Here is a 21,977-nt window from a genome sequence, read left to right on the forward strand (position 1 = left end):
GGATATTAATAAAAATCTAGCTTTTTGAGGATTATTAGCTAAAAACTGTTTGATTTCAGCTTTATTTTTAAATACTTTAGTAATTCTTAATACGGATTTGTCCATACCAAGAATTTTATTACCGTTATTATCAAATACTTCTAACCCAACTGGCATATTATCTCCTTACCATAACCCTAAACGCACACGTAGTGTATTATTGGCGTCATACACCAAAAGCACACTGTCTTTAATCTCAAGTCTCGCACCCGATTGTGCTGATTTAAAATGCCCGATGTTAGCAGACAACGCCGATAAGCTATTGATACTTGCTTTATTGATTTTGGCAATGTCAATTGAGCCGTCTTGGATAAATGCGCTCTTAATGTAAGTACCAGCTGGCACTCGTACACCATTGAGCATCTGTGGACTGGTTAGCACCACAAACGGCGTAACGCCCTTGCCACCTGTGGGCGGTGCAATGTAAAACTTATTAGCATTAATCGCAAAATCAATCACCCCATTATTGCCAGCCAGTCCAATACCGCCAACCACACCCCCTGTCTGCATTTTTAGCGTCCATTGAGCTTGTAAGCCGTTTAGACTTTGTGTGTGCTGCTCTATGCTTGCTGTTTGTCCGTTTACAGTAGTCTGTAGTGTTTTGACAGTTTGAGCGATAGCACTATCTTTAGTTGCCTGTACTTGTTTAAACTCGTCAATCAGTGCGTCATTATCTTCCGGCGCAGGCGTGTAGTCTGTGGCGATTGTGCCAAACTCAAGTTTTGGGTGTTTAAACTCATACTCACTATCATCCCACCACTCAAAACGTACATATAAATACTGCAAATCGTCTGGCGTAATTGTGCCTTTGATTGAGTATCTAGTCCACTGATTGTTAGGGTTTACATTGCTACCCAGCTGATTATCGTTAAACCCGCGCGTTAGCCCTTTGCGTAATGCTAAGCTGATTAACTTGTCTGGCGTTTGCGATACACGGCGGATTGATACAGACAAAACAAAATCTCGACTAGTGCCTAGCCACTCAAGGGCTTTTGCTTTATCAATATGGATTGCAAGGTGTTTCCAGTCTTGCGTATTGCCAGCAATGCGTACCACCTCGCCGTCGTGGTACTTTTGGGTTTGTCCGTTATGGCTAGCTACTTGCCAAGCTCCTCCCATCAGTCTAGTATTAGGCAGTAAGTTACGCCCACCAATGCTTAGGTTATTAACCTTGTTGTCAAGGTTTGTATAACTTGCGCTCAACTGTGATTGTGCAGTGGCTAGCGCCTGCTTAGTGTCGTTTGCCGTGCGCTCAACAGTAGTAATACGGCTTGCATTGCCATCTACTCGGCTATTTAGCTGTCTTAAACTCTCTGCATGCGCTCTGTCGGCAGCTGCGCGTGCGTTTTGCTCGGCAGTTAAAGCCGCTTGAGTAGCTTTGCTGGCATTGAGTGCGTTATACTCCGCTTGCAGCTGACTAATGCGTTGAGCTGTTGAGCCATCCTTATCACTAATGGTTTTTTCCAGTTGCCCAAGTTTTGCGCTTGTCTGCCGGTCCGCCGCTTTGTACTCGCTATCCATCGTATCAATACGCTGTGATAATGCTTTGTCTGCGTTAGTAAGCGTTTCGCGCAGGGTGTTCATGTTGGCGTTGGTTTGCGCAAAGTCTTGTTCTGTGTCTTCTGGCGCAGGCGTGTAGTCTGTAGCAACTGAACCAATCTCAAATTTGATTTTGTCAATGCGATTAACACTTTTACCCGTGTTGGGATATGCGTAAACATTTAAACTCCGGTTTGTCGTCCTATCCCCTGTGTACGTATGGTTTTGCCATTTAAATTTGGCTTGGTAAACACCATCTGCAACCTTTTTAAGTGTCGCAAGCTCACCATAGCCAAAAGTGTTAAATACCCCCCATTCGGTGCGGTCTGCTCCAAGCTCGCCCCATAAAGTTACAATCACATCTTGTCCAAAATTAGGGGCTTGGGTAATGTTAAAGCTATGAGCATAATTAGCATTGTTAATATTGGTGCGACTGTTACGCAATAAGTTACGCCCACCGACTGCCAAATTATCAAATCTTGCATTGAGCTGGTTTTGAGCCGTTGCCAACGCTTGATTTGTATCGCTTGTGGTGCGTTCAAGAGTGGCGATTTTGCTCTCAGATGTGCCAACTCGTCCGCTCACGCCTTGCACCGCGCTTTCAAGCGTGCGGATTGCTTGGCTGTTGGCATTGTCGCCACTGGCTCGGGCGGTTTCTTCTCGGGCAAGACGGGCGGTTAAGTCCGTATCAGACTTTTTATAGGCACTATCTAACGCGCTGATACGCTGTGATAGAGCCGTGTTGTTGTCACTGATTGCTTTTTCAGCATTGGCAAGTTTAGCATTTGTGGCGGTGTCGGCTTGTTTGTAGGCGGTATCAATCGCACTAATCCGCTGACCCAATGCACCATCAGCATCCGCTCGTGCCTGTTGTTCGGCGGTTAGGTCGGCTGAGCTTGCTTTGGTGCTTAATTCCGCCCCTGTTGCCATTTTTTCCCATGCCGTCCATGTTGTGCCAGCACGGGTTCGGCGGTAGGTGGTATTGGGGGCATTATCCGCCCATGCCGTCTGTGTGATACGGTCAGAGCGTGGCACATCAACTATCAGATACACCCACGCATTAACAGGGCTGTTGGTTCTTGCCCCTGTAATAAAGTAATTTCCTTGTGCGGTCAATGTGTTTAGGTCGGTGGTGGTAGTGAGCGTTTGCCAACCAAATTTACTGTTCATCCGCTCAATAGTAGTGGCTTGCCCTGCCTGTGTCTGCCTAATCGCCGTAATGTCGCTTGTCGCTTTATCCGCCACAGTTTTAAGCTGGCTGTATTTTTGAGCAAGTTCACCTGTCGTTACCCCAAGCTCACGGATTGATGATGTATGATTACCCATAGTTTGTACAAGATTGGCGATTTCTTGGGTTTTGGCATTGTTTGCATTTTGCAAAGCAGTAATATCACGAATTGCTGATGTGATGCGGTTACGCTCGGTGGTGATGTTGGCAACTGCTGTTTGTAGAGTGCTTTGAGCAGTCTGTAAATGACGCTCAGTGGTGGCAATCTTAGTATTTAGCGTGGGTAGCTGTCCATTGATGGCACTGATGGCACTTTGCAGACTTGGAATTTGCCCTTTGATACCGTTTAATCCACTCTCAATACCACCAATTTTACCAATCGGCGTGCGTAACGTCTGGTCAAGATGACTATCACGGATTTGCCCTGAGATGATGTCCAGCACTTTATCGGCTCGTGCCTCGGTTGTGCCAGAAGTCCACGCTGTCCAATCGCTGGCATTACCCAGCTTATCCACAATGCGCGCGCGGTAAAACTGCGTCAGATTGCCTTGCAAGCCTGTAATCTCGTGCTTATTTGTTGGATAAGCAAACTGTCCAAGTGTTGCAATGTTTGAGCGACCATCGGGGCTGACTTGTACCTCAGTATAATTAGCGTCCTCACTGCCTTTGGCATGCGTCCAGCTTACCACCATGCTAAACAAGCCACCGCTGGCATTGATTGCTGTTGGCTTGGGCGGTCTGCCTTGCTTGCCAGATATAGTGGTTAATGTGCTATTGGTATAAGTAGATGCGTCATCAAAAGCACTGACAGCTGCAACTCTAGCTTGATAACTGCCAGCATAAATACCCTCAATATCCAGGCTTGTATTCCCTACCGTTACAGTTTGCCAGACTCCATCACTTTTACGCCACTGTACAATGTAGCTTGTCGCGCCTGCTACCTGCCCCCAAGAGATGGTAAGAGTGGTTACAGTTTGCCCTTGCTCAATGCGTTGCTTTGATGATAATAGTACATTTGTTGGCGCTTTGATTGTATCTGGTTCAATTAAACTAATTGCTGTTGGTCTTACATCAGTATCTTCATCAACGGCTTTGTATTTTTGTGGCTCATATTGTATAGCGGTAATGTCAAAGCTACATTCATCACGTTGCCCAATGCGTATTACTCTAAATTTCATCAAACGCAAATCAGCACTATCCAATGACCAAATATGCTCAACGCTTGCAAATTCAAAAGGTGCAATCACCGTTATTTTATCATTGTTAATAGCCGTTACTTGGCGATATTCAGCTTTGCCATTTGTGCCGTTAATAACAAGCGTATCACCAGCTTGCACTGTTTTATTAATTGTTCTATCTATAGTAATTACCTTGCCATTTATAGCTATAATTCGACCACCATTAGCGCGCCCCGCAAACAGTTCGTCAGATACATTGATTACATCACCAATCTGCGGTATAAAGCCGTCAAGTCCAACCGAAAAGCTCACTTGTCTAGTTTCTAAACTTTCGGCCATCAGCGCCCAACGTCCAGCTCGTTGAGCTTGACCTTGTGATGTACAACCAAAAGCCGATAAATCTAGGGTCTTAATCCCACGTTTAGCGATTGCCATATCGTTCTTAACGATTTCATATTCTGTTTTAAAATCGTTTTCTGGATTATCCCAAGCAACTTTAGCAACTGTATGACGGTCTCTATCTCGCGTGCCCGTGTAGCTAAAATGACCGTTAATCACATTGGCGCGTGCAAAAGTGTAAACTGCATCCTTTGGAAAATCTCCATCAACCACAACCTTTCGACCGTCCCAATAACTAAGCGCTCTAAAAATACCTGCTAGATTTTGCAAAACCTCATATGCATCCATTTTGTTTTGTAGATAGACATTACAAGTAAATCTTGGCTCTTGACCGCCTTTTCCGTCTGAAACCTTTTCATCACAATACTGCCCTAGTCTGTATAATGACCATTTATCAACCATCTGTCCATCAAGCCTGCTTCCAAGTCCATATCGTTTAGCAGTACAAATATCATAAAAAACCCAAGCTGGATTGTTGCTATACGCCATTTTAAATGCGCCATCCCATAACCCAATATATTCACGCGTATCAGGATTGTAATTGCTTGGCACACGAATAATCATTCCTTTTAGTCGTGCAGCAACCTTGGCAATATTACTAAATGTTTTTGCATCATACTCAAGACCTAATAATGCAGTGTTTGGATAACGCAGTTTGGCATCAATAATTTCAGTAATTGCCTCAACATGCATCGTATCACCAATCATGTCATTATTAGCATTTTCTGTTAGCCGTCTAACTCTAACCTGCCACTTCTTTCCTTTTGGCAAATCAATACGATGCGATTTTTTATACCCTTGGCTTGTTTTATCATGTATATAAGTTTTTAATACTTCGTTATATGCGCCATTTTCTGTCTGTACATCAATAGCGTAATCAATGCGATATGCGCCAATATCCCCATTACTTTCTTGTTTGGCGATGCGTCCAAAAGATAAACGGATGCGAAATGCTGAAAGCTCTGCGCCTTTAATCTGTTTGACAAATGGTCTATCGTGGCGAAGTTCTACATTGACGTTAATCTCGTTCTCTACAGATGAAAAGCCTGCAATATGTGTTTGGTCGTTTGTTCCCGACCTAAACTCATAACGCACGCCTGCAAAGTTAGGCTGTCCGCTACTATTAACAATTGGCGTACCATCTAAGCGTATTGATTTAGCACCATCCGCCAAGCCGTAAACCTCACCTTCTGACAATCCATATAAAATTCTTACCATGCTAGTGTTAGCAATGGTATCTTTAGCGACAATAGGTCTTCGCTCCTTGCCAGCTGTTTTCTTAAAACCTTTTATTTGCATAGTTATCCCTGTTTTGTGCTATACATCCTGGGTGTAGATGCCAGCAGAACAAATAAATCCACCTACATCTCGCTCACCATAAAGAATAGGTACAGCGCTTCCTTGAGCTACTGTCGTAACTGCTCCACCAAAACCATAGTTGGGGCGATTACCATCAGGATTGTTTGGCTCTTGCCCTTGAGGTGTTGGCATAAGTAAGGTGGTAATACCACCCACTAGCAATCCAACGCCAATTCCGATTGTTGCTGGACCACCAAAACCTAACATACCAGCGCCTATTAACACCACGCCTGCTACAACTTGCAACCATCCCATTGCTTTTCCACCTGCGCCAATTATTTTTGGTACAATATGGATAATTTCTTGACTAGTAATATTGTCAAGTTGTTGCTCACCAATGTTGTCTTTAGCTCGCTGTTTGCCACAAAATACCGCAAATTTATAGCCAAAACGCTCACTTTTAAGCATAAACAAACGAAATTCTGGCATCTGACAAGCTAGCGCATGACATGCTTCTTTTGGACTTTGTACATCCAACGTAAACTCCTTGCCAAACTTTTTAGCTAATATGCCATACAGTTTAATTGTTTTCATCTGTACTCCTGATAAATTTCTTGTGTCTTACAATCAAAGCTGTTCTTTTTCGCCATTCCTGTCCGTACACCTCACGCACTGACAGCTTGCCATATGGATGATGCAAAACAATATCCTGACCAATGCATGGATTTTGCTCACTGATTAATGTGCCATCACCAAGATAAACCAATGCATGATTAACATGGTGCGTCCTACCTACTTGGCACAAGATAACATCATGTTTTTGTAGGTTATCAACTGGATAAAAACCTTCTTTTTTAAAGTTCTCCAGATATAACGATGGGCTGTTTGGGTCCTCCCACCACGCATCTAGGCGTGGATAACCACTAAGTTCTATATTACATTCACGCCAAAAGTAATCTTGTATTAAGCTGTAACAATCCAACACACCATGCGCATATTCGCGACCCACTAAGGGTGCGCTAAAGGGTGCAGGCGTGTAAATGGCAATGCTGCTATCAATAGGGGTAACTGCACAAATAACCCAATCCACACCATGATAAGCCATTGCGATTTTGTCAGCCATTGAAGGCTCTGGCGTACCATTTGGGTGACTGTGTACAATTGCCTGTATCTCGCCCAGTTCTGATAGTTTAATCAAATCATTAGGGTCTATTTCAAACATGTCATTACCAACAGCAATGTTGTTGCATGGATAATAAGCATCGCCAATAATTACACCGCAACATTCTTTGGGATAAGTTGTACGAGCATGATTAATGATACTAGATTGTAGTTGCTGCTTTAGCATATACCCTCACTTAAACCAAAGAACTTGCTGGATAGCCGCCAAATGACCCTTCATTGCCTCTTAATTTACAATCTGACAATCTTCCTGGACACACATCAAACATTCGGTTGTCTGTTGGGTTGCCATTGGCCGTAAACATCTTTGTGCCAATATAACCACACTCCTCACCACGATAACGCCCACACACCGCCCAGTTGCAAAAGCTATTTACTTCACGCCCTGGCAATTGCCAGTTCTCAAAATCAACCAAATTGGACAGCTCAAAAACGACCTCTCTTTCATCCTCATCGGTTTTTTGCTCGATAATCCAAACCTGTTTTTTATACTCATCTGATTGTCCAGCTAAATATCTATCAGTAGTTGTAATAATAGTAAGTTTTGCACCAGCAAAATCTGCAAAACGCAAACAAAAGGCTGAAATGGCTCCTTGTAAATCACCCAAGCGGTTTGAGATACGCAACTTTGGCATGCTTGCTTTACCATCACCACGCATCTCTAAACCTTCGGTTGTAATTGAAATGGGTGTATATTGCTGCCCATGCCAAGAAATCACACCTCCACCTTGATGGCCGTGGAAGCGATAAATCTCACCGCCTAGAGGTGTGGCATCAAGCTCATACAACGTAATTAGGTTGATTACGGATAGTTTTTGAACATCAGAAACAAGCGCCATTGTTGCCACTCCTTACTCTTCTTGAGCTTTAGATGATTTAACCGCCTTTGGCTCTCGGATTGTACCGCCTTTTAACACACCATCTGTTTGAACAACTTTATGCAATACACTCGCATCAACAACTAAATCTTTATAATCAGATAAAGTAACTGTGATATACCCCACAGGTTGCTTGCCGTGTTTATAAGCGCGTTCACTCACATAACTTGCAAACGTAACTAATATGGTTTGACTGATAAAACTAGTTTGCTGTGAAACTGGCAAATGATAAGATGCAACCGCACCTGTTTGTTCGTCTTCAGTTTCAGAAATAATTGCCAATTCTAATGCTTGATTTGCTTCGGTCATACGACCCTCCTTTACGTTGCTTAAAACACCCCTAATCGTGCTTAAGTAGATTTATTAAAATTAAAATGATTAAAAAACAATGATTTACTATATTTAACTTTCTGTAATTAGCGTCGCTTAAATCGTGCTTAGCGTCGCTAAAAAGCTTGTTTTAACTTAAATTGTATTGTCCACACACTAGCTCCAACATGGTTTCTTGTAATGTCTTCAACGCATCGCACTTTAATAGTTGGCTCGCCTTCTACTGGCGCAATGGTAAAAACCTCCACATTCTTTGTTGAGATTAAAAATCTATAAATTTCATCAATAATAGGCTTTTTATCAGTAATACTCGCCTGCCATGCTTTACTAATATTATTAATCCCAAAAGATGCTGCTTGCTCATAACCATCACCAAAACGCACGAATTGAGTGCTAGCCGTGGTGGTTTCGTTGCTGTTTTGATTTAGTTTCCAGCCAAAATGTCGCATATTTACCCCAAAAAAAGAACCCGCGTATAGCGGGATATATTAAAACTAAGGATTATCATGTTGTATTATTGCAGTAAAAATTAACGTCTTCTGCTTAAAGGATAACCTTGTCGTTGATGCATAATAAACTCTTGCTGGACACTTGAGCGAACCTTGTTTTCAATAAACTTACCAATAGTAATCATGAAATCTCCGTTAGGTTGCTGTTCAACCTGTGCCTGATTATTGGTGTAGTTGTTAATAATAACATTGGTTACGCCTTTGGTTTCTTGATAAGTGCCTTTGTTCATCTGTTCTAGCTGACTGCGATATTTAACAGTGTTTTTAGCATTGATGACATACTCTTGCCCATGCACCACGCCTGCCACATCATTGACACCAGCATTGCCAGTATAACCACCGGTTCTAAAGCCTCTTAGATTAACCGCAGAAATTAAATTAACAAATGATGTGCTTTGCGCTACAGCTTTAGCTGCAGCTGCCAACTTAGCCCAGATAGAACCAGGCGTTTCAGCAAATGCACTTGAGCCTGCCTTATAAACCTCCATTGTGGCTTGCGTAATGTAAAACGCTTTACTGATACGAAACAGCTCTTTGTAGGTGCTGGATTGCTCGCCCAAAACCACCTTACCAAGGTTGGAAATTGCCCCAAAAAACTGACCCGCTCCGCCTAATGTAAGTTGCGTCATTGTCGCTAGGTGCTGCTCTTGCAAAGCTCTTTCGCGTTCTTGATACTCAGCAAGTGAAATCAACCCAGCTTTACGGTCTTGTTCGAGGTCTTCAGCCATCTGCTTTCGATGGTTTTTAATGGTTTCAAAGTTTTTGATTAGCGACCCAATCTCACTACCAACCTCAACATAAGCACCCGTAACATCACTGGATAAATTAAGCTTAAATGCTGAACCATCAATCAAACGCTCCCTTAGCTCATTAAATTCCTTGAGAGCATCTATACGACGATTGTAATCAGCAACTTCAGACTGGTATTGCTTATTGTGGCCATCTTTATCTAGGTCATATTTAACTCCAGCATACTTATCTTTAAAGTTAAGAGAAATGTGTCGCAGGCGGGCATAATCAGCGACTGTATCTGAAAGAACTTTATTTCTTGTTTTTTCAAACTCATTAATCTCATACTGATACTTCGCCTTAATTGCCTGCTCTTCCAACTCCCTAACTTCATCAATCAGGTCTTCACGCGCCGCCAATTCAGCCAATGCAATGTTTGTTCTAGCAACAATCTTTTGGTCTTCGGTCATGTTGAATTGGTAAATTTCAAAATCATAATGTTGCTTCGTAAAGTCATGTTTTAACTCTTCAAAAGCAATTAACCGTTCATATTTAGCCTCAGTGGACTTTATCCACGCCTGCTTATCTTTCTCGGTTAATTCATTATTTAACTGAATCTTACCCGTCGCAATGTCTTGTTCAAGTTTTAAACGCTCTACTGCAGTTTTACGCCAACCATTAATTTCCAGTTCTTGCTCTCGCAAATGCTGCATTGTTTCAGCTGTTTTTTGCGCGTGTTTTTGACCCTCTGCATTTTTGTATAACGCTTTTTCTTCAGGTGTTAAATCAATATTAGTATCAATTTCAGCTTGTTTTAACTCAAGTTCTTTGGCTAGCCTATACCAAACATCCCAAGTGTGTGATTTGGTTTCAAACTCCAATAGTTTATCTTGATAACCCGAATACGCTTTCCATTGATTCGCCAACTGTGTTTTTAATTCAGTTATTTTTTCTGTATCGCCAGCCCAAAGCCGCTCAATTTCTGCGCTTTTCTCCTGATACTTAATGTATTCGTTTTGACGTTTGGTGTTTAAATCACCCAGTATGTCGCGGCGTTCACGGTCAATACGTTCTTGCTCTTTGCGCTGTTGCTCTAAGTAATGCTGCTCTGCCTTAATAACATCATTAGGGCTTTGGTTAATTTTTGCACTACCATTCATAAACGCCAAATAGCTACGTACATTTTTAACGTAATTTTGAGTCTCTTTAAAAGGTGGAATACCTTTGTGCTTTTTAACATTGCCCTCGCCTGCATTATAAGCTGCGATAGCCTTATTCCAATCACCGAACTCTTTATAAAGATAACTTAAGTATTTAGCAGCCGCCTCTGCTGCTTTAAGTGTGTTTCTTTCTTGCCCGCCAATACCAAACCTTTTAGCTGCTGCAGGCATGAACTGAAATTCACCTTTTGCGCCCTTTGGACTGGTTGCATTGGCATTTCCGCGACTTTCTTGCATGCTAACTGCCGCCAGCAAACCTTGAGGCAGACCATATCGACTTTCAATATCAGAATAATTATAATCCCTAGCGTGGCGCAATACAGTTGCATTCACCTGTGCAGGTTTGTACTTATCGCTGTCTTTGAGCTCCTTTTGCTTCTTCTCCTTATCCTTTTTCTTGGCATCGGTATTTTGATTTAATGCACGCGTATTTGCCTCAATTGGTTTTGATAAATCCACTGTTGGCATCTGCTTTTGGGCTTGCATTCGGTTTGCTACACTATGTGCGTATTCGTCCACCATTGGTATGGTAACGCCCATCATATCAGCAATATTAGCACCTAACGTTTTCCCCTCTACTGTAAAATAAGGCATGGGTTGAGCAGATACACGCATGCCAACAACATTAAGTTGTGGCAACTGAACATTTATACCAACATTAGACAAGATTCCATTCATGCCCATAATTTTTTGATTGATTGCTTGTGCAACCATATCCAAAGATTCAGATAAGGCATTGATTACATGCACGCCTGCTGATTCAGCAATATTACGTAACCAAATAAACGCATTGGCGCTACCTCTTACTGCTTGCCAAACACCATTGCCCATCCATTTAAAAAAACCGCCCAATGTTGCGGTAATAGACGCAACAACGCGCATTATCGCCTGTACAAGCCCCAAAAAGCCTTTTTCGGTATCTTTAAAAAATATATTAAAGGAGTTTGATGACTGCTTATTGCTGTTTGTAAAATAGGCAACAATATCTGAAGCAACAGCGCCAGTCAGCTCAAGCAATCCACTTAATCCTTTAGTTGCTAGGTCAAACAAATCTTTAAAAAGTATGCCTGTAGTGCCCAGCACATCATCAAGCCCATAAAATGCACCTGATACCGCAAGAACAGCAGTTGCCAGCAATACAAATGGGTTTGCTTTTACAACGGTATTAAATACACGCATAGCAACACTAGAAACAGCTACTCTGCTAGCAAATTGTACAAATGCCAACCCAGCTGTAGTGATTGTAACTTTAGCCAGTGTATCAAAGTTGTTTGATATGCCACCAATAGCTTTTGCAATTGCTCCACTCAATCCTGTGGTATTATTAATAAATTCATGGACAAACTTGTTGTAGTTATTTTTGGCAATACCAAAAGCTTGTGCCATTGTAATTGGCATGCTGTCAAACATCTTTTGCAGGCGTGGTGTAGCATCAGATAGTGCCTGATACATTACTTCAGCGGTGATTTTTCCCTCTTTGGACATTTCACGCACTTCATGGCGTGTTTTTTTGAGCTTTTCAGCCACTAAATCCAAAAGTATTGGGGCATTTTCAGCGATAGAACGAAATTCGTCGCCTTGTAGTATGCCGGATTGCATGGCTTGACCCAGCTGTAATAAAGCTGCTGCCTGCTCCTGCGCAGACTTGCCACCAACGCCCATTGCCAAACTAACAGCATTGGTAAACCTTAATACCTCTTCCTGTGATTTACCCAACTGGCTTAATGAGCGGGCAGAGTTGGTATAAAGACTAATCGTAGCTTGTAGGCTGGATAGATTTTTATTGGCCATCTCATGCAGGCGTGCTTGGATAACCTGATACTCTTCGGCAGACTTGGTTACTAGCTTAATCTGGCTGTGCAGATTTTGCATGTTATCCGCAGTCTTAGCAATGCTAAGTGCTGTTGTAATGTAAATACCCCCAACCAACATGCTTTGCAGGCGTGTTAATGCCGCTGTTGCTCCATGTGCACCTGTGGTTAAGCGATTAATAATGGTTACGTTGTTGTTGATGGTTGCGCCAAAGCGGTTAAAGTTATTGGTAACACCACTTGCACTGGTGGCAAGATGATGTAGCGCGCCTGCTGACCGATTGGCACTAGCGGCAACGCCATTTAGACCATTTGCAGCACCTAGATTGTTTAATAACCTTGCCGTATTTGTTCCGGATGTTTGCAAGCTAGTTAATCGCTGCTCTAACCGTCTGATGGACTGTTCGGCATTGTTTACATCAACAATAATACTAAGCCGTGATGTTTGTTCCATTTTTACCTTTCATCCATTAAAAAAACCGCCAATGAATAACATTAGCGGTTTGTCTATTAATTGGCTAAACTAGCCAGATTGTCATTTTGTATTAAAGTTTTTAATGACTTTGTATTTGATTGTTTGGTTGTTGGCATCAATCACTTCAAGTAGTGCTCCCTTATAGCCAATTTGATTTGATTGCGATAAATCATATTCTACATCATTATTAAAAGCTGGTCGTGCCAAATTACTACTAAACTCACGATAAGCAATATTTATTTTATTACCAACTTTTCCGTTATAAAGTAGTGTTTGCTGAAAGCTGTTATCATTTGTTGTAACCGCCAGATTTCTTTTTTCAAAATTTAACCCAGCTGTGCAACCAACTGCGACATTAAATCCATTAATAAAACAAATGGCATTGTCAGATTTTCTTAACGCTAGCACCCCTAATGCTGACATTGGAGCGCCACTGATACCGCCCAAATATTTGACCGTGCCGGCATCAGCCCCAGCCATTGTTGCAAAGTATTCAAACCCATCCTTTTCGCCAGACTTTGGGAATAATCCTTGAGTAACGCTTGCCCCCAGCCCCAGTTTTTGAGTGGTTGGAACATATAATGCTTGCCGTTCGGTAGCGGTCCCTTGAGTTAGTAGCTCATCACCCAAATTAGCAACGTTAATACTACCAATGGGCGGCTCGCTAATTTGTCTGGTAGTTGGTGAATAATTTGTTACGGGCGTGCTGGCACACCCAGCCAAAAACAAAACTAATGTACTAACAAGAAATAGATGTTTCACAAGCAAATTCCATCAAAACAAAATCACCTAAATCATATCAGTATAGTAACAACTTAGCAAGTATTTGTTACAATTTAGCTTAAAGCCATTGTTAAATACTCATCATCAATTGCAAAAACACAAGTGTCTAGCAATTCACGCCCTAGTATAACTGGGTGAGCTGCTAGAACGTTGGTTATATCCTCAACGCTTAGAGGTAGAGCAACAATACTCATACCGCTAATATAGCGCCTTGACCGATTAGCCAGTAAAAATGTTCTTATAATCAAATCAACTGCCCAATCAGTTTCCGCCTCGTTGGGTATATCCACGCCAACATAATCCATGACTTGTCTATCAAAATCGCTTATCTCTTGGTAATTTGTTTGCCATCGCCATCTTTGGACTGCTTTTTTTTAAGCGCAACGATTTCTTCAGTTCGTTCTTTAGCAAAATCTTGTGAGCAAGCATAAACCCATAAGGCGAACGTATCAACACCACCCAATTGATTACCTACCATTATCAGGTTAGCACCATTTGGTTCAAGTGGTTTATTTTCTCCATTTTCTTCAATTAATACATTCCAATCCGACAATAAATGTTCACCAATTGAATAAGCATAGGCTTCACCTAGAGTCATCTGTTCGTCGGTAAAACCAGATAGGTCGCTTGCAGTGATTACAGGTCTTGAATTGTTTATTCGGGCAACGGTTTGTCCGATAACCTCGGCTGCTTTACGATAATTTGGACGCGTTTCAGGGTAAACTCTTACCACGATGCCTGTATCACCATAGGTATATTCTTTGGTTGCATCGTCATCGTTTTTGTTTAAATTTTGTTTATTAATAATAAAAGCCATTTTTTTATCCTGTTATTTTAGTTAATGTTGGTGCTTGCTCAACTACTGTGTAATTTAAAGTCTGTTTAACCAAATCGTTCATTCCGCCGCTTGGGGTCTCGCCTGCCGCTTGCGCTTTTGGAATAGCTAACACATACTTTGAGCCATCGCTAAATTTAAAGGTTGCCTCAATTGCGATGGTTGCGCCAGTCATCTGTTTGTTTACAATCTCTTGAGCTTTTTTGCCATAAGCTAGCGTGATTGAGCCACTCATCTTGGCCATCATCTCTAACAGCTTGCCAGCAAAGATACCATCGCCCAAACATTTCTGAGCTTGTATATTGTTATCAAGCTCAAAACTAAACTCGGTTACACAAGCCGTTCCTTTCGTTGTAACTCCGTCAATTTTAATGTCTTCAACAGATAACGCCGTTACACGTTTTAGCTCGCCTGCAGGCGTGGGGTTTTTACTAAATGCAGTATCGTTTTGGTTTTTATAATCTGTGCCCATCAGACCAAATTTAGCGGTTGCATAACCACTATCACCAACTGATAAGCTAAATGTGTTTACTCGGATGCCTCCAAAGTAATGATAAATACCAACATCGGTGTATGCTGTTTCAATTGCAAAGGTTTTGGCCACATCTCCACCAAAGGTTAAAACATTGCCCTGCCATTCATTGCAAGCAGCTGCAGCAATCAAGGTGTCATAGACTTCTTTAGCAAACTCCACCTCAATATCACCCTGCAATGTTCCTGATGTTGGCAGACCCGCCTGCGTAATTCGGCTGTTTGTGATGGTTTCACTTTCGGTGTTTTCAAAACTTGCTGACAGTCCATTTGATTTATAGGGCAGATTTAACCAACCTGTCTTTGGGACTTCTTTGCTTGACTGAACAGCGTAAGAAGTGATAATTTTTGAACCACGACTCATATTTACTCCTGTTTAATTCAGCAATTATTTAAAAAAATAATTGATGATTTTTTGAATTTTGTTCTATATCAAACAATCACTCTACAACAACCCAATCCTCTGCCAACACGTCAGTTTGGCTAGCGAGCCACGGTACAAGTTTATTATCAGCGGTTTTCATGTAAATTGCGTCAATTACAGCAATAGACTGACCTTTTTCATAACCATCAGAGCCTAATTCGTGGCGCGTAGGGTCTCCATAGCAATCATTGACTGCCTCTGTCACGCATTTACCATCAACTAAAAATAAATACATGCCTTTACCATTCCAACCCTTGCGGCAAACCTTCTTGCCATGCTTAAGCAGACTAATGGCAGTGCCAAAATCAAATATATCTAGTTCTGGGGAAATATTGTCATAATCATCCATTAGATTTTTAACCAAAAATCCATAATGAGACCACATTTTGTCAAAAGCATTTTCATATGCTATTTGTTTGCCGATTTCCTCATCAAAATTCTTAGGGTCTATACATGAGCTTTCACCAGTAAAGACAAACCCATTTTTAACTGTAATTGCACAGTGAGTTAGAGTTCCCGTTAAGCGGGTGTATTCAATCTTATCAATTTCATTTTCCAAAGATTGCTTAGTAATTTTATTCATAAGTTTTTCCAATAATTATTAGTTATAACGATAGGGCAAAATAACATTGTATTGACAAAATTCGTTATCAACCCCGACAAAAACGAGACTAGCAGACAGTAGCTCTAAATTATATATTTGATAATATGATAAATGTTTCCCAAGTTCATCACAAAACTCCTTAATATTTGCTGTGCCTTGATTGACACGGTCAAATACCTGTATCGTTAGTGTTCCAATTTCACGCGTGCACGGCGCGCCTGCTATACCACTGATAAAATTTATACCTGGTATAATATTTGGTCTTATCCAAATGCCACTTGCAGGCGGGATAAAATTTTGGTTCACTCTCGCAACACGTTCTTTGCTAATTTTCTCAAACTTCATCAAATGCGTCATAATCAAACGCTCAATGATTATGTTGTTCATCATCAGACTCCGATGGTTGCCACTGCTGACATAAAGGCATTGTGAAAAACACCAGTTGGTGCTTGTTTACTATGCCCATGCTCAAGGCGCAAAGCATAAGGTAGATTGTTTTGTATATAAATCGTTGGATAAGTGCCAGTTGGCGGTAACTGCATTGCAACACCTCTTGTATTGTCATAAATTGAATAGCTTGGACTGCCAATACTGATATGATGATTATTACGATAACGCCCCGTATCAACAGGGCTTAACATAACAAGATTACTGTACACCACCATAATAAACGTACGATACACTCTATCTAAATCATGTTGCACCACGTTTACAAATAAATTAGGCGGCGTTTGCCATGTTACTGCCATTACGCTCCCCTAAGCTGGATAACAAAACTGGCGCTGACTGGGTCTTGCTGGACCGATACAACGCGCTGCCCATTAATCAAATCATCAACTTTAGGCTCTTGAGTTACTTCATTTTGCAAACAAATCAACTTAACATCGGTCAGTAAGATGCTTTGGCCATCAATTTCAGATTTATTAAAACCCGTGAATACGCCACGCCCTTCATAATTTGCTTGACTGTTGCTAACTGCGCCAATAAGCCAATCTTCATCATTAGATGTTTGAACATTAGCAGCACCCGTAAAACTTTTAACCGCATCTTTTAAATCAGTATCAAATGCAGCTGTCAGCTCTCTTTGTATCTCCTGCTTCATAATCACAACCTTTAAGCCCTTGTTAATAGCGCACTTAGATTAAGTCCCTTTTTAACATAGGGTTCTAACAGTGCATCCGCTATCATCTGTTTTGCGCTGATTGGCTGACCATCTTTACCTTGTGCATAAGTCTTAGATACTGATACATCACCAGCTTTAGATGCTTTGCTTACAACCATGCCTTCGCTTCTACCCGCCATAAACTCGCCTGCAATAAAAGCTTTAGCGAGTTCGATACCTGCCTGTTTGATGGCTTTTGGCACTTCATTATCTTGCACTAATTTAACGCCTTTATTGATGATATAAGCGTTTACAATCAATAAAACACGCTCATCTGCACCATCCACCATCTGTAGGTCATCAAGAGTTAGCATATAACCTTACTCCAAAAACAAAACCGCCCAACTCAATATCGGGCAGTTACTTGGTCATTTAGCTTTTGTTTGTTCCTTTTCTGGTTTCTTAGGCGGCTCATTTTCTGCAACTTCATATTGCTCAACCAAAATATTAGCATCTTTGTATGCCTGCTCAATATGAGGATAATCGCCCACTAGCACCACCTTTGTTGCCGGTGATACAGCATCAAAAAAATCAGGGTTGCGGTAATCGCCGTCCAACCCTTCAATTTTGCCACCATCTGGACTGTAAATTAACATAGTTAAGCCTCCGCAATATCTAAAATCACGCCTGCAGTGTTTTTATTGCTGCTCGCCCATTTTTCCCAGTTTGCTTTAGCGCCCAGGGTGTCCAGTGTTGGATTTGCTCCAGCACTTACTTTATAGCTATAACCCAGGACGTCCAAATTAAATGTACCTTCAGCACGAATGCCGATGCCTAAGTTTACCTGGTCATTGATTTCATAAGCGCGAAATGCTGGCAGTTGGCTATTGGTAATATTAATTGCCCCCGCCTGCAAGCCATAGATTGTATCTTTTTTAGCTTGGTCAGTAACAAGTACAGGGATTCCCATAGTCCCAGGTAAGCCGCCATAAATGACCGTATCTGATTCTTGGTAAAGCTTATCAGAGATTGCCCCGTCGATAATGTCAAAATAACTGTCGCTATCCATTATCCATAATGACAAACGGCTAAATTTATCACCAAAAGCACGCATACCCTTGGTTAATACCTTTTTACCATGTTCAGATAATTTGGCTTTAGCAAGCATGCTGTTGTTTGAACCAACTGCGCCTTGCAGTGCTGCGGTGGCATATTTCCAGTAACCAACAAGCATTGCATCAGCATAATCCTGGCCAACAATGATGCTAAATTCCTCTGGGCTTCGTCCACGTCGTTTAAATGCTTCTTCAGTGGTTTCGTAAGGACCGTATGTAAATGGCACTTTTACACCTACACGCTCGCCCATTGAGATTTTTTTACCCTCAACCTTAGCTACGCTGTTTACATCGCGATGTGCAATATTTCCACCAATTTTATAAAATGTTTTTTTCTCAAAATCGCCTTCAATCATCTCATCGCGCAAAACAATTGCACCATTTGACGCCTGATTGAAAACCGATAAATTATCCTGGAGGCGCTCAAGATAAGCAGTTTGAGCGAGCTCATTGTAGATAATTGTGTCGTTATTAATTGTAGTTCCCATATGCTACCTTTTCTTATTTTGGTAATTTGAGGTATGCCTCAATCCCATTTTGTTTTACAAATTCAGCCATTTGTTTGGCATCCATATCACCACGTTTTAATGTGGCAGGCGTGCGATTTGACCCAGCAGCACCACTGCCTTGGCCATAACTGCCCGCAATTAACGGTTTAAACGCTGCATTGGCACGAAACTCTTGCTTTAAATCATCTAAAGTTAATGCGCTAATATTGCCCTGCAAGTCCAACACACGCACTTTTTGATTCTCGTCAAGTGTTAAACGGTTTTGAATATGTGGCAATAGCACAGCCCCAGACCCTTGCACTGCCAGTTCGCTTGCGATATTTGTCGCAGTTTGTCCAACCGTTAAGTCGTAAATTTGTTTGTGTAATAAATCCGCTTTTTGTTTGTTTTCACTTTCCATCTTGGCGATTTTGTCAAGATAGGATTTTTCTAAAGCTTCAATATCCCCACTTTTCTTGTGTTCTTGATGTTTCTCTTTCTCAAATTGAGCAACCTTTTCCTCAAGCCCACGTCTAAGTTCACGTTCTTTTTTAGTTTCATTTAACAGTTCGGCGTTTTTTTGCTTCAAACCGTCATATTCTGGCAACCCACCAACCTCAAGCTGGTATTGGCCATCATCTTTTTTTGTATAAAGTTTTTGTAAATTTTCTTCCAAGCCATTTAAAGCTTCTTCGTCAATCAAAAAATCTAACATCTTTTATCCTGTTATGTTGTTTTATGATTGCTATTACAGTTATGTTACTAGCAATCGCCCAATCACTACAAAACCTATCAGTAAATAGGTCTGTGGATGACTTATATTTAAGTTAATTTTCAAACACCTGCTCAAACAAAAGCGGTTCTAGTTGTTGCATTTGCTTTAAAGTCAATGGCTTAAAGTTTTTATCTAGTTGCAAATCAGCAAATTGATATGCAGATAAGCCACCTTCACGGAATAATTTTGCACGCTTTTTACCCAAAACTTGGTCTTGAAAACCATCACTTTGAGTTTTGAGCCACTCATAATAAGTCATATTACGAACTACGCCATCTTTACTGGCACGCTTTAGCGGTTTAGTGTCATGGTCATCACCAATAACTGGCACAACCTTTGAGCGACAATTAAAGTGATAAGGTGGATAAACAGCGCTTTTAACTGGCATTATCCTACCGTCAAGACTTCGACAAATTGTACTTGTGCGACCATCCAATGTGGCAACCACCTTAATATTTTTTATCAAATCTTTATTGCTGTTGATAAACTGGTAAGTTGCTTCATTGGATATAATTGCTGTACCTGTGCGCGCTATCGTTGCAGCATTACGCTGTGTGGTATTTAATATGCCATCTTGATAGTTTTTTGCTTTACTACCCCTTATAAACTTAATGAGCTCTCTGTTGGTTAATCCTTTATGATGGGCAAGACGTATTGCGCGCGTAATACGGTCAGCTTGAGTTTCTTTAAAGCTCTTAAGCATTTCATCCAGCGACAACCCAAAAACGCCTTTTAGCTCCAATGGCTTATTTAAAACATCATCGTATAATATCTCAAGCGATTTTGGGGCTGATAACTTGCCTTTTAAGCTTTTATATCGTTGCAGTAGGGCTTTTTGTTCAAATTTATAGCTATCGTCAAAAAATGATTTAAACTCATTTTTGAGCGTATCAATGTAAAGCCCCAAAAGCTCATTAAGTTCATCATTGGTATTTTTAAGCAATTTATTTAGACTTCTTTGATTAAGCTCTGGCAAATCAGTCTTAAATACCGACTTCTGTAAAAATCTATCGATTTCTTTGAGTTTTTGGGTAAATAAATCCACCAAATAAGCCTTGTAACCCTCCACAAGCACTGCTCGTCTAATATCGCTATCATTGTTACTCATCATCAAACTCTAAATGAGGTATATCCGCCTCAATCAATCCTAAAATGTCATCATTGGTTAATTCAGCGTTTATCAGATTATATTTTCGTAAATAATCAAATATAACCTCTTTGGGCGCTAGTCCCGCCTGCACCAATGCAGATAAGTTTTGCAATACGCTTGGCTCAACATCAAGATTTATAAACTCTTGTTTTACTTTGAACAACACCTCTGTCGTTGTCATATTTGACAATGTATAAATGATGGATAACGCTTTTTGCATTGCTTCATTTAGATTAACAATACACATGCTCGCCACACTATTTTGAGCACTGTTTTCTTGGCTTGCTTGAGTTGCTGTCTTATTACCTTTGTTAGGCTCAATTAATTTTGCTCCCAAATGCTGCATATTTAGGTATTTTTTATCCATTGCTTCAGAGGCAAGCGTATTTGCCCCCGCCTGCACAAAACTAAATGTGCTGTTTGGCTCTAACAATAAAGCCGATGCACTGCCAATGCTAATATCTTTATCTTCAAGATAACGCAGGCGTGCATCACTAATCCCGCTAATCACAGGTTGTACCTGACCACATCTAAAGACACTGTCTTCATAGTCAGCGCTATTTCGGTAATGGGCTAAATTAAGTCTAGCAATACTTTCAAGCGGTATGGATTGTTCACTAAAGTCGTTAATATCGCTGCCAACAATAACAAAAGGGATAAAACTTAAGAGATTGCCTTTGGCATCAGTTGGGTATGTTGTATCAATAATTTGCCATGCGCCTTGTTCTCGCCATACATCAATACGACACACGCCTGCCTCAAGAGTAAAACAGCGGTACTGTGTAACGTGATTGACAACAAATATGTCATCATCTTGCACCTGCTCAATATCTTCTCGCAACACAAGCATTGATAACTTATCGTCAGTGATGCGCCAATTTATAATTGAGAACACATCATAAAACTTAATCTTTGGAGTCAAATCAAAAAGCTCAACATCCGCTTGAGATAAGCCGCTTACGCTTTTTTTGCAGTCAATAAGCAGTCCACATCTACCATAACGCATTTGGTCAATAAAAGCCTTTTGCGCTAATTGATAGATGGTTGCACCTTCACCATTGGCATTCGTTTTTAGATAATCAAAGGAGCTATCGGTTACCAAGGCTGGGTCAGTTGCAAATGCTTGACCTGTGTATTTGTCTAGTGTGTCTTTAGTAACCTCTAAAAATGATGCTCTAGCAATGTATTGTTTGTAACGCTCCCTGTTTGCAGGCGTGTTGTCTTGTTTGTTTGGCTTAGGCAGGTATTCTTCGCCTTTTGCCTTAACTGCGCTTTCACCATCGGTTACGTCGCGCATCATCTGCCAGCGTTTATTTAGCTTGGCAAACTGTTGGTGTAATGTATTAACAGGCAT

21 protein-coding genes are annotated in these 21,977 nt (G+C 41.1%); all 21 read right to left on the reverse strand.

Annotation, left to right across the window (positions count from 1 at the left end; genetic code table 11):
* Positions 1 to 165: 165 nt before the first annotated feature.
* Entirely contained in the window at positions 166 to 5,682 is a 5,517-nt protein-coding gene (locus tag ACZBKJ_RS02985) for a TipJ family phage tail tip protein (RefSeq protein ID WP_463199440.1), read from the reverse strand.
* A gap of 18 nt (positions 5,683 to 5,700) precedes the next feature.
* On the reverse strand, positions 5,701 to 6,276 hold the full coding sequence (locus ACZBKJ_RS02990; RefSeq protein ID WP_463199441.1) for a tail assembly protein: 576 nt from the start codon (positions 6,274 to 6,276) through the stop codon (positions 5,701 to 5,703).
* On the reverse strand, positions 6,263 to 7,030 hold the full coding sequence (locus ACZBKJ_RS02995; protein WP_463199442.1) for a C40 family peptidase: 768 nt from the start codon (positions 7,028 to 7,030) through the stop codon (positions 6,263 to 6,265). The genes ACZBKJ_RS02990 and ACZBKJ_RS02995 overlap by 14 nt, the downstream gene beginning before the upstream one ends.
* 10 nt (positions 7,031 to 7,040) lie before the next feature.
* Entirely contained in the window at positions 7,041 to 7,703 is a 663-nt protein-coding gene (locus ACZBKJ_RS03000) for a phage minor tail protein L (RefSeq protein ID WP_463199443.1), read from the reverse strand.
* 12 nt (positions 7,704 to 7,715) lie between these two features.
* Complete coding sequence (locus ACZBKJ_RS03005) at positions 7,716 to 8,051, reverse strand: hypothetical protein (protein ID WP_463199444.1); 336 nt, start codon at positions 8,049 to 8,051, stop codon at positions 7,716 to 7,718.
* Positions 8,052 to 8,188: 137 nt separating this feature from the next.
* A complete protein-coding gene (locus ACZBKJ_RS03010; protein WP_463199445.1) occupies positions 8,189 to 8,521 on the reverse strand; it encodes a phage tail protein in 333 nt (110 codons plus the stop codon).
* Between the two features lie 80 nt (positions 8,522 to 8,601).
* On the reverse strand, positions 8,602 to 12,795 hold the full coding sequence (locus ACZBKJ_RS03015) for a tape measure protein (RefSeq protein WP_463199446.1): 4,194 nt from the start codon (positions 12,793 to 12,795) through the stop codon (positions 8,602 to 8,604).
* A gap of 81 nt (positions 12,796 to 12,876) precedes the next feature.
* Positions 12,877 to 13,578: a hypothetical protein gene (locus tag ACZBKJ_RS03020; protein ID WP_463199447.1), complete on the reverse strand. Its 702-nt coding sequence runs from the start codon at positions 13,576 to 13,578 to the stop codon at positions 12,877 to 12,879.
* Positions 13,579 to 13,652: 74 nt separating this feature from the next.
* The gene (locus tag ACZBKJ_RS03025) at positions 13,653 to 13,904 is read right to left on the reverse strand and encodes a hypothetical protein (protein ID WP_463199448.1); all 252 of its coding nucleotides are present in this window, start codon (positions 13,902 to 13,904) and stop codon (positions 13,653 to 13,655) included.
* 20 nt (positions 13,905 to 13,924) lie between these two features.
* Complete coding sequence (locus ACZBKJ_RS03030; protein ID WP_463199449.1) at positions 13,925 to 14,416, reverse strand: hypothetical protein; 492 nt, start codon at positions 14,414 to 14,416, stop codon at positions 13,925 to 13,927.
* Positions 14,417 to 14,420: 4 nt separating this feature from the next.
* Complete coding sequence (locus ACZBKJ_RS03035; RefSeq protein ID WP_463199450.1) at positions 14,421 to 15,329, reverse strand: phage tail tube protein; 909 nt, start codon at positions 15,327 to 15,329, stop codon at positions 14,421 to 14,423.
* Between the two features lie 76 nt (positions 15,330 to 15,405).
* Entirely contained in the window at positions 15,406 to 15,972 is a 567-nt protein-coding gene (locus tag ACZBKJ_RS03040) for a Gp49 family protein (RefSeq protein ID WP_463199451.1), read from the reverse strand.
* 18 nt (positions 15,973 to 15,990) lie between these two features.
* On the reverse strand, positions 15,991 to 16,383 hold the full coding sequence (locus tag ACZBKJ_RS03045) for a phage tail terminator-like protein (RefSeq protein WP_463199452.1): 393 nt from the start codon (positions 16,381 to 16,383) through the stop codon (positions 15,991 to 15,993).
* Complete coding sequence (locus ACZBKJ_RS03050; RefSeq protein WP_463199453.1) at positions 16,383 to 16,742, reverse strand: HK97 gp10 family phage protein; 360 nt, start codon at positions 16,740 to 16,742, stop codon at positions 16,383 to 16,385. Before ACZBKJ_RS03050 ends, ACZBKJ_RS03045 begins: the two co-directional genes overlap by 1 nt.
* Positions 16,742 to 17,095 carry a glutamate 5-kinase gene (locus tag ACZBKJ_RS03055; protein ID WP_463199454.1) on the reverse strand — a complete coding sequence of 118 codons (354 nt, stop codon included), beginning with the start codon at positions 17,093 to 17,095 and terminating at the stop codon, positions 16,742 to 16,744. The genes ACZBKJ_RS03050 and ACZBKJ_RS03055 overlap by 1 nt, the downstream gene beginning before the upstream one ends.
* 11 nt (positions 17,096 to 17,106) lie before the next feature.
* Positions 17,107 to 17,469 carry a DnaT-like ssDNA-binding protein gene (locus tag ACZBKJ_RS03060; RefSeq protein ID WP_463199455.1) on the reverse strand — a complete coding sequence of 121 codons (363 nt, stop codon included), beginning with the start codon at positions 17,467 to 17,469 and terminating at the stop codon, positions 17,107 to 17,109.
* 54 nt (positions 17,470 to 17,523) lie between these two features.
* The gene (locus ACZBKJ_RS03065; RefSeq protein WP_463199456.1) at positions 17,524 to 17,751 is read right to left on the reverse strand and encodes a hypothetical protein; all 228 of its coding nucleotides are present in this window, start codon (positions 17,749 to 17,751) and stop codon (positions 17,524 to 17,526) included.
* Between the two features lie 2 nt (positions 17,752 to 17,753).
* A complete protein-coding gene (locus tag ACZBKJ_RS03070) occupies positions 17,754 to 18,698 on the reverse strand; it encodes a major capsid protein (protein WP_463199457.1) in 945 nt (314 codons plus the stop codon).
* Between the two features lie 13 nt (positions 18,699 to 18,711).
* Positions 18,712 to 19,413: a hypothetical protein gene (locus ACZBKJ_RS03075; RefSeq protein ID WP_463199458.1), complete on the reverse strand. Its 702-nt coding sequence runs from the start codon at positions 19,411 to 19,413 to the stop codon at positions 18,712 to 18,714.
* A 112-nt stretch (positions 19,414 to 19,525) separates the two neighbouring features.
* Positions 19,526 to 20,581 (reverse strand): minor capsid protein, encoded by a 1,056-nt coding sequence (locus ACZBKJ_RS03080; RefSeq protein ID WP_463199459.1) that lies wholly within the window; start codon positions 20,579 to 20,581, stop codon positions 19,526 to 19,528.
* Positions 20,574 to 21,977 (reverse strand): DUF4055 domain-containing protein, encoded by a 1,404-nt coding sequence (locus ACZBKJ_RS03085; protein ID WP_463199460.1) that lies wholly within the window; start codon positions 21,975 to 21,977, stop codon positions 20,574 to 20,576. Before ACZBKJ_RS03085 ends, ACZBKJ_RS03080 begins: the two co-directional genes overlap by 8 nt.

It is taken from the genome of Moraxella sp. I5G (genome assembly GCF_055193055.1).